Genomic DNA, 15676 nt, shown 5'->3' with positions numbered 1-15676 from the left:
GATCATCCGCGCTCTCTGGCGAGGCCGGCTGCTATTCCCTGTCCTGCGGGGCCATTTCCCGCGCTATTCTCCTTATCATCGAACGATGCAAGTCCACGCTGTGAGAGGGTTCCGCTGACAACCGGCCGCGCGGGCGGCTTCTTGCGCGCAACCCAATCTCTTACGACTTTTTTACATTCTCGTGACAACTCAGGCAGCCATACGCGCTATCCTCAGTAAAGAACGTACACAGAGGAGAAGGAGTCTTGCGATGAGAAACATGATTGTGATTCTGTGCGTGGGCTGCGCATTGGCGGGGACCGCGTGGCCGCAAGCCCAGGAACTCGAGTGCCGGATCGCCTCCGTCGGGATGTTCAAAAACGGATTGGCTGTTATTACGCGTACGGTGGATGCTCCGGGTCCGGGCGTCTACATCGTGACCAACCCTCCCGAACCCATCCATGGCACATTCTGGCTCGAAAGCGATGCTGCGGTCGAGGCGCGCATGACCACCCGCGAACTTGAGGTCCCCGTCGCCGAGGCAGGCGGACCCGGCCTTGACGCCGAGTGGATTGGCGCCAGAGTCGTCCTCTACTTCCGCGACGGCGAGATTCCTCCCACAAGCGGCACGGTGCTCGAAGCCGGCACGGCCGAGCGCGCATGGGACCGCAACTACCAGCAGCCCCAAAACGGATACCAGCCGTGGGCTTCATGGCACAATCCCGGATACGGCAGCTCCCCGAACCCATCCACGCCGCCGCGCTATCTGGTGCTGCAGACAGAGCGGGGGCGCGTCTACGCCGACTCCTCAATGATCGCCTATGCCGAAGTTCAGGGTGCACGGGAAACCGTCCGCCAGACTCGTCCCGTCCTCGAACTCACCGTCAAGGATGGCCCATCGCCTTCCCGGATCACCATGTCGTACCTGACCAAAGGCGTCGCCTGGGCGCCCAGTTACCGTATCGATATCTCGAACAAGGAAGAATTGACCATCGAACAGCAAGCCGTAATCAAGAACGAACTGGAGGACATACAGGACGCCGACATGTATCTCATTTCGGGGTTCCCGAGCGTCCAGTTCGCCCATGTGACATCCCCCCTTTCACTGAACACCACATGGACCAGCTTCTTCCAGCAACTCAGCCAGCAAATACGGCCCTATTCAGGTTTGGCGCAGGCAGCCACCCAGCAGGCGGTCATGACAAACGTGTTTATGCCCACCCAAGGTATCGATTTGTCCGCTATCCCCCTCGGCGAGGGGCCTGATATCCATTACCAGCCCATCGGCCGGCGCGGCCTCAAAGCCGGCGATGCGCTTGCGTTCCCGGTCGCCTCGGCCGCAGCCCCATTCGAGCGGATCGTCGAGTGGCTCGTCCCCGATACCCGGGGTCCCGAAGGCCAGTACCTGCCCGAACATCGCTACCAGGAGAACCCCGAGGCCTACCAGGACGCCGCATGGGATGCCGTGCGCTTCAAAAACCCCCTGCCCTTCCCCATGACCACCGGCGCGGTCGCGATTTCATGCGATGGCCGGTTTCAAGGACAACAGATGTGTTACTGGACCAACAAGGGGGAGGCCGCGACCGTCCACATTACCAAGGCGCTCAGCGTCCGGACGCGAAACGTCGAGAACGAGGTTGGCGGCGAGCGCCTAACGGTGGTCGTTGGCGGACGCCGCTTTCAGAGAACCCTGGTTAAAGGCGAACTCACGGCCAGCAACCATCGTAACGAGACCCTCAAGCTGCTCATTCGACGCCGCTTCTCGGGCGACCTCGTTCAAGCCGATGGCGAGCCAGAATGTACTCTGCTCGAGGAGGGTGTGTGGTCCGTCAACAAACGCAACGAACTCACCTGGACTCTCGAACTCCAGCCCGGCGGCGAAACAACCCTCGCCTACGAGTACACCGTGCTTGTTTACTTCTAGCCTGTCTATCTGGCTGGGTTAAGAAAAGGACACCCAAGACCCGCGAAAACAAGGGACGTATGGGGGACGTATGGGACGCATCCAGGTCTGATACGTCCCCCGGCGCTTTTCAGGCGCGCGGCGACCACTGAACCCGAGACGGGCACAGGTCTTCGCCGGCAAGGCATTTCCCCAACGGCACGGCATGGACTGTCCCCCCCTCGGGGTGTTATACTTCCCATGAGGGCTGAAGAGATTATGTTATGCGAACGTTGTCATAAGCGGCTGGCCACTTTGCGGTATAGCGAAGTCATTGATGGCAAAGCCATTGTCAGGAGCATCTGCCAGGGCTGCCTCAATGAGATTCAGGGCAACGCCAGTACCGGGTTCGAGATGTCCGGGGCGGCCCCAACGCCCCGCCATGACGTGTATCAACGGATGGCCACAGACCGTCTGGCACGCCATATTGTCTGCTCCGGTTGCGGATTAGAGCTTGCTGAAGCCTTACAGCGAAGCGTGCTCGGCTGCCCCGTATGTTACGACAGCTTTGCCGAACACTTGCCCAACGTCCTCCGGAGCATGCAGCCCGGCTTGCGCCATCGCGGCAAGATCCCCTCACGTGACTCTTCCCGCGAACAATTGCATATGCAGCTTCAAACGAAGCGGGCGTTGCTCCGCAGCGCTCTCAAAACCGAAAACTATGAGGACGCCGCCAAGTTGCGCGACGAAATCAAGGGCCTCGAGTCGGCCTTGAACGCCGGGGCGCCCTCGAAGGGTTAAATGTGTGATGCTGGAGACTTTGCTCGAAAAGAAGGCACGTTGGCTGTCGGGCGAGGGCCCCGACGCGGGCATCGTCATCGAGTGCGGCGGTTCATTGGCGCGCAATCTCGCGGACCTGCCCTTCCCCGGCCAGGCCTCGGATGACGAACTTCACAGCGTGCTCGATCGCGTGCTGGGTGCCATGGAGGGTCACGACATCTTCCGAACGGGCCAATTCTTCATGCTTGAGCACCTCGAACCCCGGGTGGTGCGGTTCCTCGTCGAGCGGCGCCTGATTACCCCCGACATGGAGGGCGCCCACAGGCCCCGCGGCGTGTGGGTAAGCGACGATCAGGCCTTCAGCGTGATGGTCAACGGCCGCGATCACATACGCCTCCAGGTCCGCAATTCCGGCTTCAACTTCGACGAGGTCTGGACCCGCCTGAGCCGTGCCGACGGTGTCCTCTCCCAAGCCGTCGATTTCGCGTTCCATGACAAGTATGGCTATCTGAGCGCCGCATTATCCGAAGTCGGCACCGGCTTTCGCCTGTTTGGCGTTATGCACCTGCCCGGCTTGGCCATGAGCAACCGGATACTTGCCGAAAGCGAAAAAGCCGCCAAGAGCGGCCATCGCGTCGAAGGATTCTTTGGACCCGTGAGCGAAGGCTTGGGCGAAGTGTTCATCGCCAGCAACACGGCCACTCTCGGGCGCTCGGAAGAGGAGATTCAGTTCAATCTCCGGCACCTTGTTTCGAGCCTTCTCGAAGGCGAGCACCAGTCGAGACAGCATCTGCTGTCAGAGGGAACGCGCGCGCTCGAGGATCGCGTCGGAAGGGCGGCCGGCCTCGCCAAGGGCGCCCGGTTGCTGGAGTTCGCCGAGGGACTGGGCATCCTCTCCTCACTCCGGCTGGGCTTTGCCATGGGACAACTGAAGGACTTCTCGTACAAGCAATTGAACTACGCATTGTACGCTTCGCAGCCCGCGCATCTGGCGATGCGCGCCGGCCAGGACTGTGACGAACTTACGCTCAGCATGGAACGGGCCGATCTGTTTCGAAGCATATTCTCGTGAGCCTTGGCGTCCGCCGGGACATTACCTGGCGGGACGATAAGCTGAAAGACGCAGGGAAAGGCCATTTCGACCATGTGGGATAGATTCACCGAACGCGCCAAGCATGTTATCAGTACCGCCCGCGAAGAAGCCACTCGTTTGGGCAGCGAATATGTGCGGACCGAGCACATTCTTCTCGGACTGTGCCGCGAGCCCGACGGCATTGCCGCGCGGGCCCTCGAGAACCTGGGCGTCGATATCGAATCGCTCGCCATGGAAATCGAACAGCAAGTACAGCGCGGCAACGCCGTGCCGTCAAGCGATGAGATCGCCTTTACGCCACGGGCCAAGAAAGTCCTCGAACTCTCAGTCGAGGAAGCCCGCCGTTTCAACCACAGCTACATCGGCACCGAGCATATCCTCCTGGGGCTCGTGAAGGAAGGCGAAGGCATCGCCGCAAAGGTGCTTCAAGACCTCAAGATCGACCTCGAGAAGATCCAAGCAGAAGTCATCCGTCTCCTGGGCGATCAGGGCAAACCCGGCCCGCAGGCCTCTACCAGCAAGAAGAGCCAGACACCGGCTCTCGACACGTTCGGACGCGACCTGACGGTTCTCGCCCAGGAGGGTAAACTCGACCCCGTTATCGGACGCGAATCCGAGATCGAGCGCGTGATCCAAGTGCTCAGCCGCCGCACCAAGAACAACCCCGTCTTGATCGGCGAGGCCGGCGTCGGCAAGACCGCAATCGTTGAAGGGCTGGCCCAGGCCATCATCAAGGGGGATGTTCCTGACCTTCTGCTCGGCCGCCGTGTGCTCACCCTCGACCTCGCCGGCGTAGTCGCCGGCACCAAGTACCGCGGCCAGTTCGAAGAACGTCTCAAGTCCGTCATGAAAGAAATCCGGCGCGCGGACAACATCATCCTGTTTATCGACGAACTGCACACCATCGTGGGAGCGGGCGCCGCCGAGGGCGCCGTAGACGCCGCCAATATGCTCAAACCCTCGCTCGCGCGCGGCGAACTCCAATGCATCGGCGCAACCACCATGGACGAATACCGCAAGCACATCGAGAAAGACGCCGCCCTCGCGCGGCGGTTCCAGACAATTCTGGTCGACGCCCCTTCCGTCGAACAGACCATCGAGATCATTCGCGGGCTGCGAGACAAGTACGAAGCCCATCACCGCGTGAAATTCTCCGATGAAGCCATCGTCGCCGCCGCCAAGCTGTCCAACCAGTACATCAGCGACCGTTATCTGCCCGACAAGGCCGTAGATGTGATCGACGAGGCCGGGAGCCGGGCGCGACTTCAGATCACCACCCGCCCCGCGGAACTCAAACAAGTCGAGAAAGACATCGAAGAGGTCACGCAGGAAAAAGAGGCTGCCATCCGCAGCCAGGAGTACGAGCGGGCGGCCGCGTTGAGGGACCGTGAACGCCACTTGATTCAGCTCCTCGAAGAGAAAAAGCGCGAGTGGGAGAAAATGCGGGACTCGGCCGAAATGACGGTCACCGAAGAGGACATCGCCTACATCGTGTCCAAGTGGACCGGGATCCCCCTCACAAAGCTCGAAGAAGACGAGTCGCATCGGTTGCTGCGGATGCGCGAGGAGCTTCGTAAATCCGTTGTCGGCCAGGATGACGCCATCGACAGCATTGCGCGGGCCATCCAGCGCTCGCGGGCGGGGCTGAAAAGCACCTCCCGGCCCGTGGGCTCATTCCTGTTCCTGGGCCCGACGGGCGTGGGGAAGACGTTGCTTGCCAAGGTCCTCGCTTCCTTCCTTTTCGGAAACGAAGACGCGTTGATCACCGTCGACATGTCGGAGTACATGGAGAAGTTCGCGGTGTCCCGTCTGGGCGGCGCGCCTCCCGGCTACGTGGGATATAACGAAGGCGGCCAGTTGACCGAGCAGGTCCGCCGCCGCCCCTATTCGGTCGTGTTGTTCGACGAGATCGAAAAGGCCCATCCCGATGTCTTTAACGTGTTGCTCCAGGTTCTTGAGGAGGGGCACATGACCGATTCCACGGGCCGAAAAGTCGATTTCCGCAATACGGTCGTCGTGATGACAAGCAATATCGGCACCCGGCGGATTGGCCATACCACCACCCTGGGGTTTCAGCAAGACAGCAGCGAAGACGAGTTCAAGCGCATGGAATCCCGGGTCATGGAAGAAGTCAAGAAAGTGTTCAATCCCGAGTTCATCAACCGCATCGATGAGACCGTCGTATTCCACCGGCTGGGGCATGCCGAATTGTGCCTGATTGTTGACATTGAAGTGGCTGAGGTGATAGAACGACTCAAGGAGAAGGCGCTCGATTTGGTGCTCACCGAGAGTGCACGGGAGTTTATCGTCCGCGTGGGGACCGACGAGCAGTATGGCGCGCGGCCACTTCGGAGGGCCGTGCAACACTATATTGAAGACCCGTTGTCTGAGTTGTTGTTGAAGGGGGAGTTCGGCGCTGGAACCCGTATCATGGTTCGGCCGTCAGAAAGCGACGACAGGCTGGTGTTCGAACCAGCCGGTGCAGTGGCGGAAGGTGTGACTACTTGAAACGTGTTACGATTTATCCCGGATTCGCCGTAGCGCTGGTTGTGTGTCTAGGCGCTGCCGCGCAGCCCCCGGAACTTGCCGGGCAAACCATTGGTGAGGTGCGTCTAAGCGGGTTAGAGCGCATCAGCGAGCAGGTGGTGCGCGCACAGCTCGAAGCCCAGGCAGGCCAGGCGTACAGCCCCCGGGCCGTGGCTCGAGATCTGCGCCGCCTGTACGAGCTGGGCTACTTCTCGACCATCCAAGCCGATGCCAATGTCGAAGCGGGCAAAGTCATCCTCACCTACATTTTCGAGGAAAAGCGCATCATCAATGAGTTGCGCATCGTGGGCAGCGACAAGGTCCGCCCACGCCATGTTCGCGCGGCCTTGTCCTGGCACGAAGGCGGCACTTTCGACGAACAGGGCTACTCTGACGAGCGCCAGAGCGTGCTCGAACTGTACGAAAGCAAGGGCTTCCCCAATGCCACGGTCGACTTTGTTGTCGAAGAGGCCGGACCCGGGCGCGTAAATGTCACGTGCGCGGTCGACGAAGGACGAAAGGCCCGCATCCGGCAAATTCGTTTCGATGGAAATACCGTCCTTTCCCGCAGAAAACTCAAGAAACTCGTTAAGACCGACCGCGCGTGGTGGTTTCTCGGGGGCAAGTACGAGGAATCCCAGTTCGAGATCGATCTCGAAAGCATTCTCACCGAATACAAGAACTATGGCCGTCTCGAAGTCGATATTCCGAAGGTGGATTTCGCCTACGACGACTCGGGCAAGCGGATGGATATCACCATTCATATCGCGGAAGGCCCTGAATACAGCGTGGCCGCTCTCGATACATCGGGCAACGCCGTGTTCGACGACGACGAGGTGCTGGGCCTGCTGGAGGTGCAGGCGGGCGATGTCCACAATGTGGGACAAGTCGATGAAGACGCCCAGTTGGTGCAGAAGGGTTACGCAGACAGCGGTTTCGTCAACGCCGTCGTGAACCCACAGGTTACGCTCGACCGCGAAGCCAAGACCACAAATATCATTCACCGCATTCAAGAGGGCGAACTGATGTATGTCGGTGAAATCAAGATCACCGGCAATACCGTAACCCAAGACGACGTTGTGCGGCGCGAGCTGCTGCTCTATCCCGGCGAGCGGTTCGACGGAACCATGTTGCGCGCCAGCGAACGCCGGCTGGATAACACCGAGTATTTCGATTCCGTCCGGTTTACCCGCGAACCCATTGCGGGCGATGAACTCTTCGAGAATCTGCTCGTCGACGTCGACGAAGGGAAAACGGGCAACTTCGATTTCGGCCTCGGATACAGCACGGAGGAGAAGTTCGGCGTCTACTCCGAGCTCCGGCTGCGCAACTTTGACATTGCCAACTGGCCCACGTTCAGCGGCGCCGGGCAACAGCTGCGGCTGCGCCTGAATGTTGGCGAACTGCGCAATCAGTACTATCTGGCCTTTACGGACCCCGAAATCTTCGGGTATCCCCTGGCTTTCGGGTTTGACGTCTTTGATGAATCCCGCGAATACGAAAGCGGCTACAATTATGAGGAAACCAACCAAGGCGCGCAGCTTCGCCTCGCCAAACAGCTTTCCCCATACGTGACGGCCCGCACTGCCCTTCGTTACAGCGATATAGACATCGACGACGTCGGTTTCGTGCTGAATCCTGAACTTCGCAAGTGGGGCGGCGACGTCACCTCCAGCACCCTCTGGGGCATCAACCGCAATACGGTAGACCGCCGGTTCGACCCCAGCCGGGGTTCCGAACATGACTTGGGGCTGGAACTGGCAGGCCTCGGCGGCGACAACGAATTTTACCGCATCGACCACGACTCCATCTGGTATGTGCCGGTTGACAAAGATGAAAAATGGATCTTCTCCTTCCGCACCCGCGAAGGCTGGGCCAATGATTACGGCGACCCCGGTTACGTGCCCATACAGTTCCGTTATTTCGCCGGCGGAAGCTCCACGGTCCGCGGCTACGATTACCGCGAAATCGGACCTACCGAGAAACGCTTCACGTTCTTCGGCGACGACTACTATGTCGGCGGCGAGTTGCGCCTGGTGCAAAACGCCGAGATCAAGTACAAAATCACCGAGAACCTGCGCGTATACTCTTTCCTTGATGCTGGCGGCGTCTGGCGCAGCGCCAGTGATTTTGATATCGGCGACATGAAATACAGCATTGGACTGGGTCTCGGCTTCAATATTCCGCGCCTCGGGCCAATCCGGGTGGACTACGGATTTCCGCTCAATCCGGACGAGGACCAGGGCAGCGGGCGTCTACACTTGCAGACCGGCTTGAAATTCTAACGGGGCTCTTGGGACTCGCACCGTTAGCGGGCATGCCGTGGTCTGGCAGCAGATTAGCAGCTTCCGGCTTGTTGTATGAGGGGGAAGGCTGTCTGCGGGATACGCATTTGAATGGTTTGTGGTTTGCAGACGTCTAAGAGGCGGTGGTATACTTCGGTTTCCGTGCGCCCGAAGCCGGCGGGGCCGAATCAGCCACAGCGGCAGGGTCAGTGCAGCTTGCGTGCGATGTGGATAGCGTTCTGTTCCCGCTGGAGTTAAACCAAAACGACGAAAAGGGGATTTCGTACCGTGAAATATCGTGCCGTAATACTGGGTATGGTGGCCGGTTTCCTGTTGTCCGGCCTGATGCTTCTGAATAGCCGCGTGCTGGCTCAAGACGATGCCGTCTCCGCCTGGAAAATCGCTGTCGTTGACCGCAAGACCGTTTTCAACGAATACAAGAAGCAGCAGGTAGAGATGGCAAAGCTTGAGGGCGAACTCAAGTCAATGCAGAACGAGCTGGACGCCATGTCCACCAAGATCCAGAATGCCAAGGATACGTATCTCGAGAAACGAGACGGCATGACCGAAGCGGACCGGGACGCCGAGAAAAGCCGGATTCAGCAGGAGTTTGTGGCCTACGAGGCTCAACTCAAGTCGCGTCAGGCCACGATCGATGGCAAGACAGCCACTCTCATTAAGAACGTCAAGAGCGATATTGACGCGGCGATCGCCAAGTACGGTGAGGAAAACCGCTACCACCTGATCCTCGAAAGCGATGCGGACCCCAACAGCCGTACGTCAGTCCTTTATTTCGCCACGAAGATTGACATTACCCTTGAAATACAGCGGATTTTGAACGAGGCTTACGCGAAAGCCAAATAACGGATGGCGTCTTCGCTTCTTGGTCCTCAGGGCACGAAGAAGCCAAGACGATGGGAATCCGCATGAACGCAACAGTTGGCGAAATCGCGGCTCAGGTCGGCGGTATCGTAATCGGAGATGATTCGGTTCGTCTAACGGGCTTGAACGGCATCCGCCAGGCCCGGGAAGGCGAGCTTTCTTTCATTAGCTCTTCCCGCTATCTGCGCTACCTCGAGGGTACCAAGGCGGGCGCGCTCCTGGTGCCCGGCAGCGTCTCCGTAGCGCGAATCCCCCTCATCCAAGTGCCTGACCCATACGCCGCCTTTCTGGACGTCCTCCATCGGGAACTCCCTGCTGCCGGTGCCGCCCGGCCTCGCGGTATTCACCCCAGCGCGGTTGTTGGCGAAAATGTTGACCTCGGCGAAAACGTGGCGCTTGATGCCCACGTCACCGTGGCCCCTGACGCAGTCCTGGGCGACAACGTCTGCGTGTACACAGGCGCCTACGTCGGCACGGGCGCGCGCATCGGGGCCGACACGGTTATCTACCCGAATGCCAGTATCTTAGCGGGGGTAATCGTGGGAGCGCGCTGCACTATTCACAGCGGCGCGGTCATCGGCTCTGACGGGTTCGGCTATCTGCCAGGACCCGATGGCCCCAGGAAGATTCCCCAAATCGGGAATGTTGTTATCGAGGATGACGTCGAGGTCGGCGCAAATTCGGCCATTGACCGCGCCACGTTTGGAAGCACCATCATCGGAAGGGGCACGAAGATTGACAACCTCGTGCAAATCGGACACAATGTCGAGATGGGCAGAAGTTGTATAATCTGCGGAAATGCAGGCATTTCGGGAAGTGCTATTCTGGGAAACGGTGTGACTGTCGCCGCCGGCGCGGGGGTGGCGGGACATATCGAGGTCGGCGACGGCGTGACGATTGCCGGGTTAAGCGGGGTTACGAAGTCTGTCCCATCTGGAAAGGTGGTCTCTGGCTTCCCGGCCATGGACCACGAACGAGACAAACGAATCATTGCAAGTGTGCGGCGGCTGCCGGAGGCTCTTCGGGAAATCCACGAATTGCAGCGCCGCCTGGAGGTATTGGAAAATCTGCGGGATGGAATGTCAAAAGACCATAGCTAAGCCGTCTTCTTTTTCCGGCATTGGTCTGCATACCGGAAACCTGACCACGATTACCTTCAAACCCGCGCCCGTGGGCAGCGGGGTGACCTTCTACCGGGTGGACCTCCCGGACCGCCCGGCCGTCAAGGCGGACATCGACCACGTGGTGGATGTCTCGCGCGGTACCACGATCGGCATTAACGGCGTCAAGGTTCATACGGTCGAGCATGTGCTCTCTGCCATCGCCGGTATCGGCATCGACAATGTCGACATCGAAGTGGACGCCAATGAAGCGCCCGTGGGCGACGGGAGCGCCCTGCCGTTTCTGAATACCCTGAAAGAGGCCGGCCTCGTCGAACAAGACGCCAAACGCGAGTATGTCGAGATTAAGCAGCCCGTCTATTACAAGTCCGAGGACAAGACGCTGAGCGTGCTGCCGGCCGACGAAACGCGCCTCACGGTCACTATTGCCTACGACCATGTCGCGGTGGGTACCCAATACGCTTCATATACCATCACTCCCGAAACGTACGAGAAGGAAATCGCCCCGGCCCGAACCTTCTGCTTCTTGCGGGAGGTGCGCATGCTTCAGGAACAAGGCCTCATCAAAGGGGGAAGTCTCGAGAACGCCATCGTGATTGGAGACGAATCCATCCTGAACGACGACCTCCGTTTCCCGGACGAGTTTGTGCGCCATAAGCTGGTCGATCTATTGGGCGACCTGTTCCTGTTGGGACAGCCCATCAAGGGGCATGTGATCGCCGTGAAATCAGGCCACCCCCTCCACGTGAATTTCTCCAAGCAGGTGAAGAGGGCCCTGTTGAACGGCCATTCCAGGATTGACCCTGGTTTCGCGGGGAGTTATGGGAAGACCCAGCCCGCGCTGGATGTGAACAACATCATGCAGGTGCTGCCCCACCGGTTCCCCTTCCTGCTTGTCGACCGGATTCTGTCCTATGTCCCGTACAAACGGGTAGTCGGCATCAAGAACGTGACCGTAAACGAGCCCTTCTTTCAAGGTCACTGGCCCAATATGCCTATTATGCCGGGCGTCTTGATCATCGAGAGCATGGCCCAGGTCAGCGCGATACTCCTATTCGACGGAAACGGAAAAGCGGGCAAACTCGCCTATTTCATGGGCATCACCAATGCTCGATTCCGCCGCACGGTCGTGCCCGGCGACCAGCTCATCGTCGAATCGGAAATGTTGCAGCTCAGGCACAACGCGTGCCGTGTGCGGGCAGTGGCTAGAATCGAAGACGACATTGCGGTCGAGGCCGAGATGAGTTTCGGGCTTACCGATGCCCCCTGTCAAGACGGGCAAATCATGCCCCGCAAGTCTGTCTGAACCGCATCCTCGCCTCCGGGCGGCAGGTTCTGGCGGCAGAAACAGGCGGGCCAGCGGTTACCGTCTGCGGCGAAAGTGGAACGGGCGTTTGCTCGGGGGCTGCCCCCCCACCTCGGCTTCTGCAGCGGGCAGCGGGTAATCCTCTTCCCTGTGCGCGAAGAAAGCTTCCTTTTGATCCTCGGGGTAATAGTCGATAGGCGAGGATTCCGATTCCGGCAAGAGAGGTTTGGTCAACGGGGCGGGGATAACCTGCGGCCCGGCATAGCTATCGTACTCGCGGCGTTTCCGGGCTCGTCGGGCCTCGGGATCATCGGGGACCATGCAGTAGCCGATGATATCGCCCAGGTCCAGCAGAAGCGCCAGGGCCATGATAAGAAGCGACATGCAGATTTCCATGAAATCCGAGTTGCGAAAATCGAACAACTTGGCAAATACCACGAAAAGCTGGTTCTGAGCCCGGTACGGCTCCGGCAACAGCACCCCCGCCTTCGCGCCCATATCCTTGACCGCGGCCTGCAGCTCGCCTTGCAGCGCCTCGACCTCCGTCAGGTCTTTCGGGGACTGCGTCAGCAGCGCGTCGGCCTTCGCTTTCATCGCCTGAGCTTCTTCGATCGACCGAAGCTCGACCTCCGTCTCTTTCTGCAACAGCGTCAACTTGTAATCTTCGCTCTTCGCCTTCGGCCCGTATCCTTCAGGGTCCACACGAATACCGCGAATCTCAGATTCCAGTTCGCCCTCTTGTTTGGCCACCTGCTTGAGGAGTTCCATCTTTTTCGCGGAAAGCTTCGACTCCACCTCCGCAAGGTAGTCCGCGTACACTTTCTTCATCTGGGCATTGGTGTAATTGATGTAAAAATCCCTGTTGGCCGCGCGGTAAAACACGTCCATGTTGAACGAGATCGAGATGAACGCCACAATCAACATGCCCAGAAGGCCTACTACGTTGAGCCGCTTCTTCTCGTCGATGATCGCCACTTTCAGCGCAAACAGCATCAGGCCGATACCCACCGAAATCAGCAACGCCAAATAGGCACAATCCCACTTCACGTCCTGCGTGATGGGTATGGTCACGGTGGGCTCGGGAAGCACCGAAATGCTCAGGCTGATATACGTCGTCACAATGGACGCGAAGGTGAACATCACCATGGCGATTAGAATGACGAATTTTGTATCTGGCATCGGTTTCTCCTGCCGCACCCGTCCCGGTCTGATACCTGCCCGCAGCTTGTAAGTACCTAGTCTATGTATTATCCCCGAACGGCGTGCACGGTTCCATTACCATGAGCGCCGGACTATCGCAGGCGCGCGGCCCGGCCTCACAAGACCCTATCATACCAGAAACACCGGAAAATCAAGAAGAGAACGAAAAGACCGGCTCATTTCCTCTGGTTTAATCTTGACGGCGCCGCGCGCGCTATGATAGAAGCAAGCCCGCCGGCTCGGCATCACAAGCCAGCCTCTACCGTGACAGAGCCCATCCGTCCAGGCCCCCGAACAGCATGGTTTTGCCGCACAGGCAATGGAGACGAATCGTATGGAGTCAATCGAAAAGCTGCTGGATACGGTAAGCGGATTCATGTGGGGGTGGCCGCTTATCATCCTCCTCCTGGGCACGCATGTCTATCTCACGATCCGGCTCCGGTTCATCCAGCGCTACCTGGGCAAGGCCATTCGGCTGTCCCTGAAGCGAACAAACGAAGGGGAGGGCGATATCAGCCACTTCGGCGCCTTGACAACCGCATTGGCTGCCACAATCGGCACCGGCAACATTGTCGGTGTAGCGACGGCTATCGCCGCGGGAGGACCCGGAGCCGTGCTCTGGATGTGGTTGACCGGCGTCTTCGGAATCGCCACAAAGTACGGCGAGGCTCTCCTTTCCGTGAAGTTCCGGGTGACCAGGGCCAACGGCCAGATGGCCGGCGGGCCGATGTACGTCCTCGAACGCGGCATGAACCAGAAGTGGCTGGGCGTTCTGTTCGCCATCTTTACCGCGGTCGCCGCTTTCGGCATCGGCAACATGGTCCAGGCCAATTCCATTTCCGAGCTGGTCAACAACACGTTTCACATTTCCCCATGGGTTACAGGCGCTATCATGACCATCTTGACCGCCATCGTGATTCTAGGGGGAATTCGCTCCATCGCGCGCGTGTGCGAGGCCCTGGTTCCGTTCATGGCCGTCGCATACGTCGCCGGCTGTATCCTCCTTCTGTGCATGAATGCATCGACGGTCCCTCACACCATCGCGCTGATCTGTACGAGCGCGTTCACGGGTCAGGCCGCCCTGGGCGGGTTTCTCGGGGCCACCATGAAGGAGGCCATACGGTACGGGGCGGCCCGCGGCCTCTTCTCGAACGAATCCGGCCTGGGCAGCGCACCGATAGTCGCCGCCGCCGCGCAAACCAACACCCCCGTGCGCCAGGCTCTCGTATCTTCCACCGGAACCTTCTGGGACACCGTAGTCGTATGCGCCATGACCGGTCTCGTGCTGGTCAATTCCGGCGAATGGCAGGCCGGCGTCCACGATGGCGCCGCCTTGACCAAAGCCGCCTTCGGCGACTTCGGCATGCTGGGCGGCGTAGTGCTTACCGGCGGGTTGCTGACCTTCGTGTTCTCCACCATCCTGGGATGGTCCTACTACGGCGAGAAAGCCGCCGAATACCTGTTGGGCTCCAGGGCCGTCATGCCCTACCGGTGCTTATGGGTGGCTTTCGTCATGATTGGCTCCGTAACAACCCTGCGCGCCGTGTGGTCGTTCGCCGACATCGCCAACGCCTGCATGGCCATACCCAACCTCGTTTCCCTGATCTTTCTGAGCGGCGTCATCGTAGCCGAAACGCGCACGTCCCTCTGGCAGAACCCTCAGGCACTGGAATCCGAACTCACGCGACTCTCAGAGTAACCCCCAAACAAGCACAAACATGCCGACCGGGTGATTCGGTACGAAACGGGCGTTTATACATTGGATTTGGAGGCCGCATGGCTCCTTCCCATCACCCCCAGGGACACATCGAGAACGGTGTCATGAAGCCTGTTGACAGATATAGACAATTGTTCTAAGATGTGTCTAGTTTAGGGCCTGTCAACATGCGCAATCGCCTCTATCCACATCGAATATGGTGCTCTTGGGGCCAAAAGGGGACTGCTTCCTGCAATGTCGCTAAGGCGCCGTTGACTCATCCCTGCGTAGCGAGATGCTGGATTGCGGCGCGCCCCAGCGGATGGAGCATTAACGCTGCCGCCAGGATAGCGGCAGGCAAAGGGGGGTTTTTATGATCTCGCGTACTTCATCGGCCAATCACACGTTGCGCAACGCCAAGAAAGCACCGTGCCTCACATGCCTCTGGGCTATGGTTCTGGCTGTGTGCATGGCGCATACCGCGCCTGCTTTCGGTCAAGTCATCCAAATCGACTCGATCGCAGAGCTTCAGCTCATTGGAAATGACCCCGCCTACCCCCTCGACGGGGATTACGTCCTTACCCAGGATATCGACGCCTCGGCCACGGCGGCCTGGAACAGCGACGCAGGGTTTGACCCAATCGGCGATTCGACAACGCCGTTTACGGGGACATTGGACGGCCAGGGGTATGTCATTACGGGGCTTACGATCAACCGCCCTGGCACGGATTATGTAGGCCTTTTCGGGGCAGTTGGCGCGGGCGGGGTCGTGCAGAACCTCGGGCTTGATGGCGGCGAGGTGACGGGGGAAAACAACGTCGGCGGCCTGGTGGGCTACAACTGGGGCGGCACGGTATCCCAATGCTACGCGACGGGCGCGGTGGCGGGCTCCTACGAGGTCGGCGGTCTGGTGGGCTACAACGACT

11 protein-coding genes are annotated in these 15676 nt (G+C 59.4%); 10 read left to right on the top strand and 1 reads right to left on the bottom strand.

Features of this window, described 5'->3' with window-relative positions; all coding sequences use genetic code 11:
* The first annotated feature begins 250 nt into the window (after positions 1–250).
* The 8 genes from PLJ71_15120 (at position 251) to lpxC (ending at position 11854) form a co-directional block, all read left to right on the top strand.
* The gene (locus PLJ71_15120) at positions 251–1903 is read left to right on the top strand and encodes a hypothetical protein (GenBank protein HQM50019.1); all 1653 of its coding nucleotides are present in this window, start codon (positions 251–253) and stop codon (positions 1901–1903) included.
* A 237-nt stretch (positions 1904–2140) separates the two neighbouring features.
* The gene (locus PLJ71_15115) at positions 2141–2662 is read left to right on the top strand and encodes a UvrB/UvrC motif-containing protein (GenBank protein ID HQM50018.1); all 522 of its coding nucleotides are present in this window, start codon (positions 2141–2143) and stop codon (positions 2660–2662) included.
* Positions 2663–2669: 7 nt separating this feature from the next.
* Complete coding sequence (locus PLJ71_15110) at positions 2670–3713, top strand: hypothetical protein (protein HQM50017.1); 1044 nt, start codon at positions 2670–2672, stop codon at positions 3711–3713.
* A gap of 72 nt (positions 3714–3785) precedes the next feature.
* Positions 3786–6242 (top strand): ATP-dependent Clp protease ATP-binding subunit, encoded by a 2457-nt coding sequence (locus PLJ71_15105; protein HQM50016.1) that lies wholly within the window; start codon positions 3786–3788, stop codon positions 6240–6242.
* Positions 6239–8545, top strand: a complete 2307-nt coding sequence (gene bamA / locus PLJ71_15100; protein HQM50015.1) for an outer membrane protein assembly factor BamA — start codon at positions 6239–6241, stop codon at positions 8543–8545. Before PLJ71_15105 ends, bamA begins: the two co-directional genes overlap by 4 nt.
* 288 nt (positions 8546–8833) lie before the next feature.
* Positions 8834–9409 carry an OmpH family outer membrane protein gene (locus tag PLJ71_15095; GenBank protein ID HQM50014.1) on the top strand — a complete coding sequence of 192 codons (576 nt, stop codon included), beginning with the start codon at positions 8834–8836 and terminating at the stop codon, positions 9407–9409.
* Between the two features lie 62 nt (positions 9410–9471).
* Positions 9472–10527, top strand: coding sequence for a UDP-3-O-(3-hydroxymyristoyl)glucosamine N-acyltransferase (gene lpxD, locus PLJ71_15090; protein HQM50013.1), 1056 nt, complete (start codon positions 9472–9474; stop codon positions 10525–10527).
* Positions 10502–11854: a UDP-3-O-acyl-N-acetylglucosamine deacetylase gene (gene lpxC / locus PLJ71_15085; protein ID HQM50012.1), complete on the top strand. Its 1353-nt coding sequence runs from the start codon at positions 10502–10504 to the stop codon at positions 11852–11854. Before lpxD ends, lpxC begins: the two co-directional genes overlap by 26 nt.
* A gap of 57 nt (positions 11855–11911) precedes the next feature.
* Here lpxC and PLJ71_15080 read toward each other — a convergent pair whose 3' ends face one another.
* The gene (locus PLJ71_15080) at positions 11912–13033 is read right to left on the bottom strand and encodes a hypothetical protein (GenBank protein ID HQM50011.1); all 1122 of its coding nucleotides are present in this window, start codon (positions 13031–13033) and stop codon (positions 11912–11914) included.
* Between the two features lie 355 nt (positions 13034–13388).
* Here PLJ71_15080 and PLJ71_15075 point away from each other — a divergent pair, with 355 nt between their 5' ends.
* On the top strand, positions 13389–14753 hold the full coding sequence (locus tag PLJ71_15075) for a sodium:alanine symporter family protein (GenBank protein ID HQM50010.1): 1365 nt from the start codon (positions 13389–13391) through the stop codon (positions 14751–14753).
* A gap of 370 nt (positions 14754–15123) precedes the next feature.
* Positions 15124–15676, top strand: a 553-nt coding sequence (locus PLJ71_15070; protein HQM50009.1) for a GLUG motif-containing protein, incomplete at its 3' end; no start/stop codon positions are given.

The organism is Candidatus Hydrogenedentota bacterium (assembly GCA_035416745.1).
In the GTDB taxonomy this organism is placed as follows: domain Bacteria; phylum Hydrogenedentota; class Hydrogenedentia; order Hydrogenedentales; family SLHB01; genus UBA2224.
This window is presented reverse-complemented; position numbering and strand designations above follow the sequence as displayed.